The organism is Bradyrhizobium sp. JR3.5, assembly GCF_054057015.1.
Genome location: NZ_JBSRYV010000002.1, coordinates 514,727 through 529,559 on the forward strand (window position 1 = coordinate 514,727; position 14,833 = coordinate 529,559).

The following is a 14,833-nucleotide window of genomic DNA, read 5'->3' on the forward strand; positions in this document are numbered from 1 at the left end:
TTGTTAACCATATCTCGTCAGGATCCGAATCAGTTGTTCAAAGGCGTTTTGTGAGTGCCGCAAGTGCGGCCGACCTGACGCCCGGAGCGGCGACTATAGGGGACTGGCATGCGCGTTTTGCTGATTGAAGATGATAGCGCCGTCGCGCAGTCGATCGAATTGATGCTCAAATCCGAGAGTTTCAACGTCTACACGACGGATCTCGGTGAAGAAGGCGTCGATCTCGGCAAGCTTTACGACTACGACATCATCCTGCTCGACCTCAACCTGCCCGACATGTCCGGCTACGACGTGCTCAAGCAGCTCCGGGTTTCGAAGATCAAGACTCCCATTCTGATCCTCTCCGGCCTCGCCGGCATCGAGGACAAGGTCAAGGGTCTCGGCGTCGGCGCCGACGACTACATGACCAAACCCTTCCACAAGGACGAGCTGGTCGCCCGCATCCACGCGATCGTGCGCCGCTCCAAGGGTCACGCCCAGTCGGTCATCCAGACCGGCGATCTCGTGGTCAATCTGGACACCAAGACGGTCGAGGTCGGCGGCCAGCGCGTGCACCTCACCGGCAAGGAATACCAGATGCTGGAGCTGCTCTCGCTCCGCAAGGGCACCACGCTCACCAAGGAAATGTTCCTCAACCATCTCTACGGCGGCATGGATGAGCCGGAGCTGAAGATCATCGACGTCTTCATCTGCAAGCTCCGCAAGAAGCTCGCCAACGCCTCCGAGGGCCGCAATTTCATCGAGACCGTGTGGGGCCGCGGCTACGTGCTGCGCGAGCCGCACGAGGCCGACGAGCGCATTCCCGCCTGACCTTCTGGCCCGCAGCGTTCCGACTTCGCTTTCGACTTGAGCCCCGCCGCAAATGGCGGGGTTTTTGTTTTTAGGGCTTACGCCACCGGGATCGCGGTCAAAGCGGCGAGCAGATCCGCGCCCTTCGGAACACCGAGCCCGGTGCAGGCGCTCCAGCCAGGGCCGGCATCGTAGCCCTTGCCGCCGACGCGGTTGTTGCCCTGCTCGACCACACGGAATGCGCCGGGGTTGGAATAGAGCGCAGCGTTGAGAAGGCCGATCTGCTCGCCGCGCGCGGCGATCGCAATCGCGACCAGGGCGGCCCATAGCGGTGTCGCAGCACTGGTCCCGCTCATCGCCATCGCCTGTCCGTTGACGATGATGCGGTAGCCAGGGCTTGCCGCGGCCGCGCAGGCGACATCAGGGACGCCGCGCCGGATGGCGCCGTCGTTCTGCGATTTCGGTAGCGTCAAATGCGAATTGATAATCGGGGACCGGAAACGCGTCGCTGATGCCGCCGCCGGTGCCGACCGCACCGGCGTTCCAGACCGCCTCCGCTGCGGCCGGCCCATTGCCCGCGGCAGGCACGGGCTGGGTGCCGCCGCAGCTCGTCGCATAGGGGCTCGAGGCGGGAAACCAGACATGGAGCTTGCCGTCGGTCAGGCCACCAGAGGCGAACAGCACGCTGACGCGCAGCCGCGCGGCATCGGCCAGCACCGCCTGCATCGCGTCGCGCCCCGGCCCGGTCCAGTATTTCTCGGCACTGCCCCAGCTGACGGAGACCACCTGCGGCGCATGCTGTTCATCGAACACCGCCTGATGGATCGCGTCGGTGAGACCCGCGGCGGAGTTCTCGGCAAAGTAGACCACGATCTTGCTCTTTGGCAGCAGGCCGGCGAGCACCTGGAGATCGAGCGCGATCTCCTGATCGGCGACATCGTTGCTGCCGAAACCGCCATTGCCGGTCGGCGGCACATTGACGACAACCGGCGGCGGCCGGTTCATGCCGGCCACCGCCATGGCGAGATCGCTCGCGAGATAGCCGCCGCCGAGAGCTATGATGCCGACGCAGATCGACGACACGTCGCGATCCAGCGGAATGCCGTAGAGAGCCGCGATGTCGGTTGGCCACAATCCGCTGCCGCTGCCCGTGTCGGCCTGGGCCTGCACCAGCGGCGTCCTGGTCCGCAGCGGCCGCTGATCGAAGCCGAGAATGGCCCGGGTCCACGGCGCGATCTCGGCCGGCACCGTCAGGCCGCCGACGCGCGCGCGAAACGTGCGCTCGCTGTCGCGGTAGGTGCGAAGCGTCGCGCCGAAGATCTCGGCCATCTGTCGCGCGGTGCCTTCCAGCTCGACCGTGCGCGCGACAGAATCTGTGCGGCCGACGGTCAAGCCGCGCTCTGCCGCCAGCCGCACCACGCGGGCGACGGCGCGGGCATGGCTGCGATGGCGCTGCGTCGCGAGCTGGTGCCGCGTGATCGGCCGGGCGAGCCGGGCGAGATCCCCGGCGCTGCCCGTCGGAAACTTGTCGGGCGTGCGCCGCTTCACATAGACCACGATGGGGATCCGCTCGTCGGAATCGACATCGCCGACCAGCGTCGCTCCGACAGGCGCGGCGCGGTTGCTGCCGGCAAGCGGAACCATGCGCTCGGAGGTGCCCGCCATCGATGCGATCTCACTTTCCGCCGCATGGCGTCGGCTGCACCGGATTCTGCGTATCGTCGTAGGCGCAGAACGGGATCGACCACACGAAGTCGGCCGCGGTCGCGATGCGCGTGAGACCGGGCTTGCCTTCGAAGATCGGCGGCTGGCCCGAGAACTTCCAGTACCATTCGGGCAGCAGCGGCCCGAGCGGAGCGATCGGGCCATTCGGACCGAACGACAGGAATCCCGCCTGCGACGACGGCGTGCCGTCCGCCTTGAAGGCTGCGCGGCCGTGGCAGGTAATGCAGGACGATGTTGCGACGAAGCCGTCCTCGGTGACGGAATTGCCGACCCTGATGTCGAGCCCGACACTGTCGACGAAATCGGCCTGGGATCCCTTCAGGCAATAGTTGCTGTAGACCGGATCGATGTCCGCGCTCGACAGCATCGCCGTCAATGCAGCCGTCTTCACGCAATCCGGATAGCCCTGGCCGGCAGTCCGGTTCGACGGCACGAATGCGGTCTGCGCGCCGAAATTGTCACGACAGCCGATGATGTCGCAGCGACTCGGGTTGAACCGGTGCTCGAATGTCGCCCAGGTCCAGTTCGGCACCTGCTTGCTGATCACATGCATCGAGACCAGGGCGTACTGCACGCCGGCCGCGCTGTTGACGTGATAGAGCTGCGGCACCTGCGCCACTGTCACCTTGTTGTTGGTGAATTGCGGAATGTCGCTGACCGGCAGCCAATTCCCCTTCACCTCGATGGAATCGACCGGGAACGACAGCGCCTTGCCGAATGCGGCCTTCACGCCCGAGCGCTTGTGGAGGTTGTTCTGCACGATGAAGTCGAACGTCGGCTTGTTGTGACGCGTTTCCTCCATCTGCCCCTGCGCTGCGCCGGGCGGCAGCGCCGGCAGCAAACCACCGCTCTCCTGCACACCTTCTCGCGCCACCTGGGGGAGGATCGGCGGGCGCAGCGCCGGCGGCGTCGCGGCGGCCGGAAACTGCGGATTGGGCTGGAACAGATCGGTATCGCTCGCCCAGGTCTCGAACGTCGAATTGCTGCCGCCGGCGCGGGTATTGGCCTGGACGAAGAGCTGCCAGGCGACCTGATCCGGCGCGGTCATCGCGGGATTCGGCGGCGATTGCGCCGCGGCCGGAAGCGCGGGAAGCACGAGCAGACCACAGACGAGCAGCGTATCGATCGACCTTCTCATCTTGCTCTCCACATCGGGTTCAAGGTTGGAATCCGTCCCCCATCCAGCTCGCATAGACATCGAGCGCGTCCTGCGACCACCGGTGACCGGGCGGCATGAAGCCGGACGACAGCGCAGCGAAGACGCGGCGTGCGTTGGCGTGATCGGCAAAGTCATCATTGCCGGCCGGGTCGCAGATCCAGCCGGCGTCGCCGAGCCGAACGCCCTTGGGGGTCATGCAGGCGATGTCGCCCGGTCGAAACATCGGCAGGATGTCGTTGCCAAAACTGGTCGTCATCGGGAGCACCGAACCCATTCGCGACATGCACTTCTGGTTGCATATCGTATAGGCGACTATCGCGAGGGCCGCTGTGAAGCGGCTCACATCCCCGCGCAGCAATTTTCCGGCGGCCGTCCGCGGCCACCGCAGCCCACAGGTTGGGTCGAACCGAAGCTTCGCGAACCGCGACCAATCAGCTATAGGATGACCATCTAGGGCTGTTCGGGCGCATCACATGATCCTGCAATCCCTCGCCGGCCTGCCGGCGTTCCTGGTCTATTTCTGCACGGCGCTGATCGCCGTGGTCGCCTACCTCTTCGTCTACACCCGCGTCACCCCGCATGATGAATTCAAGCTGGGAGATCCGCGACAACGATCCGGCGGCGGCGATTGCGCTGGGCCTCAGCCTGCTCGGCTTCGTGCTGCCGGTGGTCAGCGCCATTGCCCATTCCGCCAATGTGGTGGACTGCCTGATCTGGAGCATCATCGCGCTGATCGTGCAGATCATCGTCTATTACATCGTGAAGATCCCGGTGCCGAACCTGTCGGCGCGGATCGCCTCCGGCGAGATGGCGGCGGCGATCTGGCTTGGGCTGTCCTCGCTGGCCGCAGGCGCGCTGAACGCCGCCTGCATGATCTACTGAGCCATAGAGCTAACCATGGCGCGCAAACCGAACCCGGAATTCGGCAAACGGCGACCGGCGGTGCCGCCGCGGCCGGATCCGCCTTCCAAGCGCTCCAGCCATGTCGCGCTGCTCATGATGGGCACGCTCGCGGTCGGCGGCAGCGCCTACGCGCTGATGCCGCGGCAGAATTGCCAGCCGATCCAGCCGACGCCACCGGGCGTGACCGCGCCGGCCCCCCTGCAACCCGGCGCCGATTGCGCGCCGCGCAGTTCGTCGTCCGGGTCGGGTGGCAGCGGCGGCGGCTCGTCGCACAGCAGCTTCTACAGCGGCAGCTCATCGTCGGGCGGCTCTTCATCCTCGTCGGGTTCGTCGTCAAGCGCGTCAGTGAGCCGCGGTGGCTTCGGCTCGTTCGCGCATGCGTTCGGCTTCGGCGGCGGCTGACAAGCACTTTACCGTGTCGTCATGCGCTTTCACTTGCCCGGCGATCGGAGCTGATGGAGACTCGGCGCGGCTCGCAAACGACAAGACGGAAGGCAAGGATCGCGTCCATGAAACGCTCGCGACGGGTCTGGCTGAAATTGATGGGAAGCGTCGCGATCGGCACGGCCTCGATGGGCCTGGCACCGGGCCATGCCCGCAGTCACCACCGTCATCCGGAGCACACGAAGCGAAAGCCCGAGCAAGTGTCACCTTCCGGCGGCTTCGGCGGCGCGCCGCGCAGCATCGCCCACTACGCACAACGGTCCCTCGCATGGCGGCGGCTGACGCCGAGCCGACACCCATCGTCTGAAGATCACGGACTCCTTCATGCAACGCATCGCATGTTCCGAGCGCGACGATTGGCAGGCAACCGCCGAAAGCGCCGGCTTCACCTTCCACACCATCGACGGCGAACGATACTGGGACGAGCGCGCCTATTACGCCTTCACGCTCGACGAGATCGAGCGCGATATCGAGGCGCCGACCGGCGAAATCGACGCGATGTGCCTCGAGCTCGCCGGACGCGCGGTCAGGGATGAACAATATCTGCGCCGGCTGAAGATACCGGAAGCATTCTGGGACCTGATCGCGGCGAGCTGGCGCCGCAAGGAGCCGAGCCTCTACGGCCGGCTCGACCTCAAATTCAGCGGCAGCGGCCCGGCCAAGCTGCTGGAATACAATGCCGACACGCCGACCTCGATCTTCGAGGCGGCGGTGTTTCAATGGACCTGGCTCGAACAGGCGATCGAACGCAACATCATCCCGAAGCGCGCCGACCAGTTCAACTCGATCCACGAGGCGCTGATCGAGGCCTGGAAGACGATCGGCGCGACCCATCCGCTGCATCTCACCGGGCTGACCGGCAACGCCGAGGACGCCGGCACGCTCGCCTATCTCGAGGACACCGCGGCGCAGGCCGGGCTGAAGACCACGCTGCTCGACATCGAACAGATCGGACTGCGCAATGACGGCCAGTTCGTCGACCTCGACGAAAGCCCGATCGCGCTCGCGTTCAAGCTCTATCCATGGGAGTGGATGTTCCACGACGCGTTCGGCAAGAACCTCGCGACGGCGCCCACGCAATGGATCGAGCCGCCCTGGAAGGCGATCCTGTCCAACAAGGGTATCCTGCCGCTGCTGTGGGAGATGTTCCCGAACCACCCCAACCTGCTGCCAGCCTATTTCGAGGACGACCCGCAGGCCGCGCAGCTCGGCACCTCGTTCGTGCGCAAGCCGATCTATTCGCGCGAAGGCGCCAATGTCGAACTGGTCAGCGCCGGCATCACGCTGGTCGCGGAGCAAGGCCCCTACGGCGCCGAGGGCTTCATCCGGCAGGCCCTCGCGCCGCTGCCGAATTTCTCCGGGCAGTATCCCGTGCTCGGCAGCTGGCTGGTCGATCACACGCCCTGCGGGCTGTCGATCCGCGAGGACGAGAACCCGATCACCGGCAACACATCGCGCTTCCTGCCGCACGCGATTTTGTAGCGCGTCGACGCGGTTGCGGTTTCATCCGTCATCCTGAGGAGCGCGTAGCGCGTCTCGAAGGATGAACGGCCCGGCTGGTGGCCGTCGATCCTTCGAGACGGCCGCGTTGCGGCCTCCTCAGGATGACGGACCAAGCAGTATCGCGCAGCCAATCGGAGAACTTCAGCTAGCGCGCCGCGGACGCGACCGCCTTCAGCACATGCGCGGCGCCGGCGCGCGCGACCGGCGCGGTGCTGGGCTGATAGAGCCCGCGGCGGTCGGGATAGGGCCTGAACAGATTGGTGATGCCGACCGCGGATTCCGCCGCGCCAAGCGCCAGCACGCCGTCGGGCTCAAGCATCCGGGAGATCTTGCCGAAGATGCCTGCCTTGGTCTGCTGATCGAAATAGATCAGCACGTTGCGGCAGAAGATCACGTCGAAGGTGCCGAGATGCGAAATGTCCTGCAGCAGATTGAGCTGGCGGTGCTGCACCATGCCGCGGATATCGGCGTTGAGCTGCCAGAGCTCGCCCTTCTGCACGAAGTGCTTGACCAGCAGCTGGATCGGCAGGCCGCGCTGCACCTCGAACTGGCTGAACAGGCCGGCCTTCGACTTTTCCAGCACCGCCTGCGACAGGTCGGTGGCGATGATTTCGATGCGCCAACCGGCGAACAGCGCGGTCATTTCCTTCAGCAGCATCGCGATCGAATAGGGCTCCTGCCCGGTCGACGAGGCCGCGCACCAGATGCGCAGGCTGCGGCGCGCGGCGCGCGCCTGTGCCAGCGCCGGCAGCACCGCCTCCTTCAGATGGTCGAACGGGATCTTGTCGCGAAAGAAGAACGTCTCGTTGGTGGTCATCGCCTCGACCACCTCCGACGTCAGCATCTCGGCGCCGCCCTTCATCTTCTGGACGAGCTCGGGAATGCCGGCGAGGTTCGACCGGCGCGCCAATGGCAGCAGGCGGCTCTCGACGAGATATTGCTTGTCGGCCGACAGATCGAGGCCGGAGCGTTCTTTCAGCAGCTTACGCAGATACTCATAGTCCAGCGGCGTCACGAACGGTCTCCGGCAAACACGCGCACAAGCTTCGATGCGATCTGATTGAGCGGCAGCACGGCGGCGCAGATGCCGGCATGGACCGCCGCACCGGGCATGCCCCACACCACGCTGCTCGCTTCGTCCTGGGCGATCACGCTGCCGCCGGCGGCGACGATGTCCTTGCCGCCGCGCATGCCGTCGGAGCCCATGCCGGTCAGGATCACCGACATGATGCTGCCCTGCCAGACATCGATCGCGGAGGTGAACATCGGATCCACCGCGGGTTTGCAGAAATTGACCGGCGGCCCGTCGTCGAGCGCGATCGTGGCATCGATGCCGTGACGAGCGATCCGCATGTGGCGTCCGCCCGGCGCCAGATAGATCTGACCCGGTTTGATGCTCTCGCCGTCGATCCCCTCATGCGCCGGCCGCTTGCTGGTGCGCGCCAGATGCTCGGCGAGAATGGTGGTGAAGGTCGGCGGCATGTGCTGGGTGATCAGCACCGGGACGCGATCGATCACAGGGCCGATCTCTGCGACCAGCGCCATCAGCGCCTGCGGGCCGCCGGTGGAGGAGCCGATCAGCAGCACCTTGGGCTGCAGCAGGCCGAACGAACGGCGCGCGACCTGGGCGGGCGCTGCGGCGGGAGGCAGCCCCGGGCGCGGCTTGTCGTGTCCGGGCGCCAGCGGCGGGCTCACCGCCGTATGCACCGTGCTGCGCCGCGCCTTGGCGCCGAGATGACGGATCTTCTGGATCAGGTCGTGGCGGAAGGTTTCCGCGGCGGTCGCCTCACGCGTGCTCTCCGGCTTCGGAATGTAGTCGGACGCGCCGAGCGAGAGCGCCTTCAGGCTGATCTCCGCGTTGCGGCGGGTCAGCGTAGAGGCCATGATAATGACGAGATCGCGCTTCTTCGCCAGCAGCTGCGGCAGCGCCGAGATGCCGTCGAGGTCGGGCATCTCGATATCGAGCACCGCGACGTCGGGGTTGATGCGCTCGAGCTGGTTGACGGCGTCGAGGCCGGTGCGCAGCGAGGCCACGACCTCCATGTCGGGTTCGGCGCCGATCCAGCGCGAGATCATCCCTCGGATGACCACGGAATCGTCGACGACCATCACCCGCACCTTGTCGGAACGGGTCGATGTCGGGACCGCAGTACTTGTCAACGCAACACTCATGACTTCACCAGCGACGCAACACGACGCACAACAACCGTTGAGCCGAAGGCTTCTGCCGCCGGATCGAACGTAGAGTTAAATCAAACCGACTTCCTGGAACTTCGCGGTGACGATGTCCCGGTCGAACGGCTTCATGATGTATTCGTTGGCACCGGCATGCAGCGCGCGTGCGATATGCGCGACGTCATTCTCGGTGGTGCAGAACACGACCTTGGGCTGATCGCCGCCGGGCATGCGGCGGAGATTGCCGAGGAACTCGTAGCCGTCCATGACAGGCATGTTCCAGTCGAGCAGCACGGCCTCGGGCATCGCGCGCTTGCAGGCCTCGAGCGCCTTGGCGCCGTCCTCGGCCTCGACGATCTGGAAATCGAGACCTTCCAGGATACGGCGGGCAACCTTGCGAATGACGCTTGAGTCATCGACAACAAGACACGTTCTCATCTGCGACCTCTACTTCCTCATCCCCGCTGGGATGTTTCAGTTCTTCGATTCAGTCGGCCCGTCTCAGGCCGCTTTGGCATCAGGCACCAGTTCGAGCACGCGATCGACATCGAGGACGACCATGAGCTGGCCATCGAGGCGGTGAACACCGCCGGCGAGCCTCGCCATGCGGGGATCGAGGTTGACCGGATTGTCCTGGCGGCTGTCGTCGGGCAGCCGCAGCACCTCGCCGATCTGGTCGATCAAGAGGCCGTAGGATTCGCCGCGCTGGTCGACGCCGACCGCCATCGGCGGCTTGCCGTCGTCGGCCTTCGGCAGGCCGAGCCGGGCCCGCATGTCGACCACGGTGACGATGCGGCCACGCAGGTTGAGCACGCCGGCGATCTCGCTGGAGGCCAGCGGCACCCGCGTCAGCCGCTCCGGCATGAACACGTCCTGCACCCGCGAGATCGGCAGGCCGAACAGCTGCCCGCCGATCACGGCCGTGACGTATTCGGCCATTGCGCCTTCGCTCATCTCGGTCTTGCTGGTCATTACTCTCGTTTCCTTTAAGCGGCGCGGCGCAGTTCGGCGGTCTGCTCTTTCAGCGCCGCGATCAGCCCGGGACGATCGAACTTGGCGACATAGTCGTGGAAGCCGGCCTGGCGGCCGCGCTCGATCGCCGCCGGCGACACCATCGCCGACAGCGCGATGATCGGCAGCCCAACGAGGTTGTGGTCGCTTCGGATGTTCTCGGCGAACTCAAAGCCGTTCATCTCGGGCATCTCGATGTCGGTCAGCACGACGTCGAAGGCCTGTCCCGAGCGCAGCGCGGCGAGCCCTTCCTGCGCGTTCGGTGCGGTCCGCACCTTGTAGCCGGCAGCCTTCAAGACCGGCGCCAGCATGTTGCGGAAGAACGCGGAGTCGTCGACCAGCAGCACCGACTGCGCCGACGCCGACGGGCGCATCTCCTTGCGCGAGAACCAGTCGGCGAACGCCATCGGGAGGAAGTGGCCGACGTCGATCACCTCGGTGGCCTGGCCCTTGATCACGGCCGAGCCCAGAATGCCGTCCTGGGAGCCCGCGACCTCGATGTTGAGCCGCTCCTCGACGATGTCGATGATCTCGTCGACCACGAGCCCCATCGAGCGGCCGTCGTCGGCGAACACCAGGATCGGCTGCGCGCCTTGGGTCTGCACCTCGACCCCGGCCATCTGCACCAGCGGCATCAGCTGCTCGCGGTACTGCACCATGTAGCGGCCGTTCGAGAGCTCGATCTTGTCGGTTGCGATTTCCTCCAGCCGGGTGACGAGGCCGAGCGGCACCGCCTTGGGCTGGCTCGAACCGGCGCGGAACACCAGCAGCGAGGTGAGCTGCTCGCCGCTCGTGGCATGCGCGGCGGCATTGTCATCTGCCATGTCATGGGCCGCCGCGCTGGAGGCGCCGAGCGCCTTGGCAATCCCATTGGGGTCGATGATCATGATGACGGCGCCATCGCCCAAAATGGTGTTGCCGGAGAACATGTCGATGTGCCGCAGCTTGGTCGACATCGGCTTGACCACGATCTCCTCGGTGTGGAACACGCCGTCGACCACGATGCCGAAGGTCTGGCTGCCCACTTGCGTCACCACGATGAAGCCGTTCTCGGCATCGGTGGTGGTCGCGCCGTCGTCGATCTTGAGGAGCTTCTTGAGGTGGATCAGCGGCAGCAGCTTGTTGCGCAGCCGCAGCACTGCCGTATCCTTGATCCGCTCGATGCGGTGCTCGGAATTGGCGCGCGCCCGCACCAGCTCGACCACCGAGAGCTGCGGGATGGCAAAACGGTCGCCGCCGGCTTCCACGATCAAGGCGGAGACGATCGCCAGGGTCAGCGGGATCTTGATGGTGACCGAGGCGCCCTCGCCGGCCACGCTCTTGATGTCGATGGTGCCGCCGATCTGGTCGATATTGGTGCGCACCACGTCCATGCCGACGCCGCGGCCGGACACCGAGGTCACCTGCGCGGCGGTCGAGAAGCCCGGCGCGAAGATGAACTTGTGGATCTGGGCTTCGGTCATCTTCTCCAGTTCGGCCTCGGTGACGAGACCGTTCTGGAGCGCCTTGGCCTTGATCCGCTCGGTGTTGAGCCCGCGGCCATTGTCGGCGATGCAGATGATGATGTGGCCGCCCTCGTGATAGGCGCTGAGGCGGATGGTGCCCTGCTCGGGCTTGCCGCTAGCGACCCGCTCGGCGGTGGTCTCGAGGCCATGATCGGCGGAGTTGCGCACCATGTGCGTCAACGGATCCTTGATCAGGTCGAGCACCTGGCGGTCGAGCTCGGTGTCGGCGCCGTGCATCTCCAGCTCGATCTGCTTGCCGAGTTCGCCGGAGAGATCGCGGACGATGCGCGGCAGCTTCTGCCAGGCATTGCCGATCGGCTGCATGCGCGTCTTCATGACGCCTTCCTGCAGCTCGGCGGTGACGTTGGAGAGCCGCTGCAGCGGCACCTTGAACTCGGTGTCCTCGTTGCGGCGACTGATCTCCAGCAACTGGTTGCGGGTCAGCACCAGCTCGGAGACCATGGTCATGAGGTGTTCGAGGGTATCGACATTGACCCGGATCGACTGGTTGGCGATCTTGTCGCCTTCCTGAACATCCTCGGTGGCGGCCTTGCGGGCCGGCTTCTTTGCAGCTTCCGCCGGCTCGGCTGCGGGCGCGGCGGCTGCGGGCTTCGCGACCGGCGCGGGTGCGGCGACTTCGATCTCGGTCTCGCGGAAGGCGCGCTCGAGTTCGTCGAGCGAGACCTCACCCGGGCGCAGCGGACGCTCCAGCGTCTGCACCACCAGCGTGCCTTCAGTCATTGCTGCCTGCACGGATGGAGATTCAACGACAGGCATGTCTTCAGGAGCAGCCTCACCGGCCACCATAGCGGCCATGCCGTGCTCGACCATCGCCTCGAGCTGATCGATCAGGTCGCGGTCGTTGCCCTCAGGCTCGGCTTCGGTCGCCTCGAGCCCGCCGAGGATCTCCTTGATGCGGTCGATCGAGGACAGGATCAGCGTCACGGCTTCCGCCTTCACCGGCATGCCGTCGCGGAATTTGCCCATCAGGGTCTCGCCGGCATGCGCCAGCGCTTCCAGCCGCGGCAGCCCGAGGAAGCCACAGGTCCCCTTGATCGTCGTCGTGTGCACAAGCCGGAAAATATTATCCAGGATCTTCGCGTTGTTCGGATCCTGCTCGAACTGCACCAGCTGGTTGTCGACCGTGTCCAGGCTCTCGCTGCTCTCCGTCAGGAACTCGCGCAACAGATCGTCCATGAAACCAACCTTCGAAAAACGCCGAAAACGCTGCGGCGCGCGACATCGACGCGCCGGCCGGAACTTAGGTCAGCTTGTCCGCAAAGCGTTTAAGTTTGGTTGAGTAATTGGAAAAGAACGGGATCAACAAAGAGATAAGGCCGCACGATCGAATCGCGCGGCCGGTCGTAACCTTTGCTTAATGATGTTCCCGCGGCCGCGTTCAGGACGCTGCGATAATGACCTTGTCGCCGTCGAGCGTGAGCGTCACTTTCAACCCGCAGGCTTCGGCCAAGAGGCGCGTGTAATGCGGCTGCACAGCATGCGCATCGACCGTGTTCGACGAGCTTGCATTGAGCAGGTCGACGATGTTCTGCGGCACCCGCGCATTGAGGCCCGCGGCCAGGATGCGGAAGCTCATCGTCTCACCCTCGCCGACCGGATCGATGGTGAGCGTGCCGCCGCGCGGGATGGTCTGCTGCGCGATGACCAGCATGTTCAACAGCAGCTTGACCCGGTTCTTGGGCAGCAGCAGCCGCGGCAAATTCCAGGTCAGCGTCACCTTGCCGTCCTCGATATGCCCCTTCGCCATGTTCTGGGCATCGCCGAGGTCGATCTGCGCGCCGGAGGAACCCGCGGCACCGAACGCCAGCCGGCAGAACTGCAGCCGCGCCGAAGCGGTCTTGGCGCTCTTGCGGATCAGATCGAGCGCGAAGTCGCGGTCTTCGGGCTTGGGATTGTCGTCAAGAACCTCAAGCCCATTGACGATCGCGCCGACCGGACTGATGAGATCGTGACAGACCCGCGAGCACAGCAGCGCAGCGAGTTCGAGTGCATCGGGAGCGGGACCGGGAGACGAAGTGCCAGACATCAATTGTTTCCTGGAAAGCCGCACGCCGCGGGAGGAGTGCGAATCACGCATGCCTGCCGGCTTGATACACCGTGCAGACGGATGCTGCCAGCTTGCGGCGGGACTGATAAGGCATGATCCGGAAAAGTGGAAACCGGTGTTCCGAAAAGATCATGCTCAAACAAGGGGATGAGATCATGATGCGATGCCTTGTCATCGCATCATGATCTCAGGGAACACAAACAGGATATGAGACCCGCCCATGAATAAGGCACAGCCGTCCCTGATCGGCTGCGAAGCCGCCGCCACGCTGCTCGAATCGCTGACCGAACTGGTGATCCAGGCCGGCGAGGCGATTCTTGCGGTCAACCGATCCGCGATGAACGTCACGGGCAAGAGTGACGGTTCGCCGGTCACCGAGGCCGATCTCGCCGCCGACCACATCATCGTCGAAGGGCTGACGCGGCTGACGCCGCATGTGTTGCTGCTGTCGGAGGAGCGCGTCCAACTGGCGACGCCGCCCTACAAGGACAGCTTCTTCCTGATCGATCCGCTCGACGGCACCAAGGAATTCGTCGCCGGCCGCAATGAATTCACCGTCAATGTGGCGCTGGTCACGCACGGCGTGCCGCTGCTCGGCATCATCGGTGCGCCCGCGCTCGGGCTGATCTGGCGCGGCATCGTCGGCAAAGGTGCGGAGCGATTGACATTGCAGGGCGGCGCGGTTTCGCGGGCAGTGCCGATCAAGAGCCGTCCGTGCCCGCCGCGCGGCGCGCCCTGGACCGTTGCAGTCAGCCGCTCACACGGCGATGCGCGCACCGAGGCCTTCATCGACGAACGCGGCGGCGCGGTCCGCGCCGTGCTGGGATCGGCGGTCAAGTTCGGCCGTGTCGCCGAGGGCGAGGTCGATATCTATCCGCGTCTGTCGCCGACATCAGAATGGGATGTGGCGGCTGGTCACGCGGTCGTCGTTGCGGCCGGCGGCAAGGTCACCGATTCGAAGGGGCGCCAATTGCATTTCGGGCTCGGCCGCGAGGACTTTCTGGTGCCCGAATTCATTGCCTGGGGCGACCCGGCCGCAGCATTGTGATTACTGCGCGAGATTTTCTTCCAGCTCCGGCCAGCGCGCCGCGGCTTCCTTCAGGAAGCGCGCGGGATCGGCGGCGAAGGTGTCGCGGCTGTGTTCCCGGTTGAACAGATAAAGCCTGTTCCCGACAACGGCCCAGAAGCGCGGATTGCCCGCGCAGGTCACGCCCCGCACCAGATCGGTCGGATCGTAGCCGCCGAACTGCGGGCCATAGATTTCAGGATGCGCCACGAACGAGGCGCGGTTGCCTTCGTTGCGGAAACGCCATACCACGCCGCTTTCAGCGGCCTCGTATTCCGGCCGCCCCTGGGTGGCGGCGGCATCGGTGAAATAGGCGACGGGATCGAATCCCTCGATCGCGAGGCCAGAGTAGCGGTTCGTCACCACGCGCTCGGTCGTCGTGGCCTGAACAGGCAAAGAGGGCCCGATGGCCGCCAAAATGCCCGCCAACAGGCCGAAAAACGCCATGCCCCGGCACGATCCATATCTTTCCTGCCGTTGTGCCG

General features: G+C 65.3%; 15 protein-coding genes and 1 pseudogene. 5 read left to right on the forward strand and 11 right to left on the reverse strand.

Annotated features, from left to right (window positions below; genetic code table 11):
• Positions 1-108: 108 nt before the first annotated feature.
• Positions 109-810 (forward strand): response regulator transcription factor CtrA, encoded by a 702-nt coding sequence (gene ctrA, locus ACVWW1_RS19005; RefSeq protein ID WP_016848562.1) that lies wholly within the window; start codon positions 109-111, stop codon positions 808-810.
• Between the two features lie 77 nt (positions 811-887).
• Here the strand turns inward: ctrA and ACVWW1_RS19010 are convergent, their stop codons facing one another.
• The 4 genes from ACVWW1_RS19010 to ACVWW1_RS19025 are packed head-to-tail and all read right to left on the reverse strand — an operon-like array spanning position 888 to position 3,929.
• Positions 888-1,262 (reverse strand): hypothetical protein, encoded by a 375-nt coding sequence (locus tag ACVWW1_RS19010; RefSeq protein ID WP_456657026.1) that lies wholly within the window; start codon positions 1,260-1,262, stop codon positions 888-890.
• Entirely contained in the window at positions 1,210-2,454 is a 1,245-nt protein-coding gene (locus ACVWW1_RS19015; protein ID WP_456657027.1) for a S53 family peptidase, read from the reverse strand. Before ACVWW1_RS19015 ends, ACVWW1_RS19010 begins: the two co-directional genes overlap by 53 nt.
• A gap of 10 nt (positions 2,455-2,464) precedes the next feature.
• The gene (locus ACVWW1_RS19020) at positions 2,465-3,652 is read right to left on the reverse strand and encodes a hypothetical protein (RefSeq protein WP_456657028.1); all 1,188 of its coding nucleotides are present in this window, start codon (positions 3,650-3,652) and stop codon (positions 2,465-2,467) included.
• A 19-nt stretch (positions 3,653-3,671) separates the two neighbouring features.
• Positions 3,672-3,929, reverse strand: coding sequence for a hypothetical protein (locus ACVWW1_RS19025; RefSeq protein ID WP_456657029.1), 258 nt, complete (start codon positions 3,927-3,929; stop codon positions 3,672-3,674).
• Between the two features lie 217 nt (positions 3,930-4,146).
• Here ACVWW1_RS19025 and ACVWW1_RS19030 point away from each other — a divergent pair.
• The 3 genes and pseudogenes from ACVWW1_RS19030 to ACVWW1_RS19040 all read left to right on the forward strand — a co-directional run bounded on the left by ACVWW1_RS19030 (position 4,147) and on the right by ACVWW1_RS19040 (position 6,502).
• Positions 4,147-4,555, forward strand: a pseudogene (locus ACVWW1_RS19030) (DUF350 domain-containing protein).
• A 15-nt stretch (positions 4,556-4,570) separates the two neighbouring features.
• On the forward strand, positions 4,571-4,978 hold the full coding sequence (locus ACVWW1_RS19035) for a hypothetical protein (protein ID WP_456657030.1): 408 nt from the start codon (positions 4,571-4,573) through the stop codon (positions 4,976-4,978).
• A 366-nt stretch (positions 4,979-5,344) separates the two neighbouring features.
• Positions 5,345-6,502 (forward strand): glutathionylspermidine synthase family protein, encoded by a 1,158-nt coding sequence (locus ACVWW1_RS19040; RefSeq protein ID WP_456657031.1) that lies wholly within the window; start codon positions 5,345-5,347, stop codon positions 6,500-6,502.
• Positions 6,503-6,668: 166 nt separating this feature from the next.
• On the opposite strand, the gene ACVWW1_RS19045 is transcribed toward ACVWW1_RS19040, so the two are convergent.
• The 6 genes from ACVWW1_RS19045 to chpT all read right to left on the reverse strand — a co-directional run bounded on the left by ACVWW1_RS19045 (position 6,669) and on the right by chpT (position 13,261).
• Entirely contained in the window at positions 6,669-7,538 is an 870-nt protein-coding gene (locus ACVWW1_RS19045; RefSeq protein WP_456657032.1) for a CheR family methyltransferase, read from the reverse strand.
• The gene (locus ACVWW1_RS19050) at positions 7,535-8,695 is read right to left on the reverse strand and encodes a protein-glutamate methylesterase/protein-glutamine glutaminase (protein WP_456657033.1); all 1,161 of its coding nucleotides are present in this window, start codon (positions 8,693-8,695) and stop codon (positions 7,535-7,537) included. The genes ACVWW1_RS19045 and ACVWW1_RS19050 overlap by 4 nt, the downstream gene beginning before the upstream one ends.
• A gap of 75 nt (positions 8,696-8,770) precedes the next feature.
• Positions 8,771-9,136 (reverse strand): response regulator, encoded by a 366-nt coding sequence (locus ACVWW1_RS19055; protein WP_018273268.1) that lies wholly within the window; start codon positions 9,134-9,136, stop codon positions 8,771-8,773.
• A gap of 63 nt (positions 9,137-9,199) precedes the next feature.
• Entirely contained in the window at positions 9,200-9,670 is a 471-nt protein-coding gene (locus ACVWW1_RS19060) for a chemotaxis protein CheW (RefSeq protein WP_456657034.1), read from the reverse strand.
• A gap of 14 nt (positions 9,671-9,684) precedes the next feature.
• Positions 9,685-12,411 carry a hybrid sensor histidine kinase/response regulator gene (locus ACVWW1_RS19065; protein WP_456657035.1) on the reverse strand — a complete coding sequence of 909 codons (2,727 nt, stop codon included), beginning with the start codon at positions 12,409-12,411 and terminating at the stop codon, positions 9,685-9,687.
• Between the two features lie 202 nt (positions 12,412-12,613).
• Positions 12,614-13,261 (reverse strand): histidine phosphotransferase ChpT, encoded by a 648-nt coding sequence (chpT, locus tag ACVWW1_RS19070; RefSeq protein ID WP_176529576.1) that lies wholly within the window; start codon positions 13,259-13,261, stop codon positions 12,614-12,616.
• 241 nt (positions 13,262-13,502) lie between these two features.
• Here chpT and cysQ point away from each other — a divergent pair, with 241 nt between their 5' ends.
• A complete protein-coding gene (gene cysQ, locus ACVWW1_RS19075; protein WP_456657036.1) occupies positions 13,503-14,330 on the forward strand; it encodes a 3'(2'),5'-bisphosphate nucleotidase CysQ in 828 nt (275 codons plus the stop codon).
• Here the strand turns inward: cysQ and ACVWW1_RS19080 are convergent, their stop codons facing one another.
• Positions 14,331-14,795 (reverse strand): YHS domain-containing (seleno)protein, encoded by a 465-nt coding sequence (locus ACVWW1_RS19080; RefSeq protein ID WP_456657037.1) that lies wholly within the window; start codon positions 14,793-14,795, stop codon positions 14,331-14,333. It abuts the gene before it with no gap.
• Between the last annotated feature and the right edge of the window lie 38 nt (positions 14,796-14,833).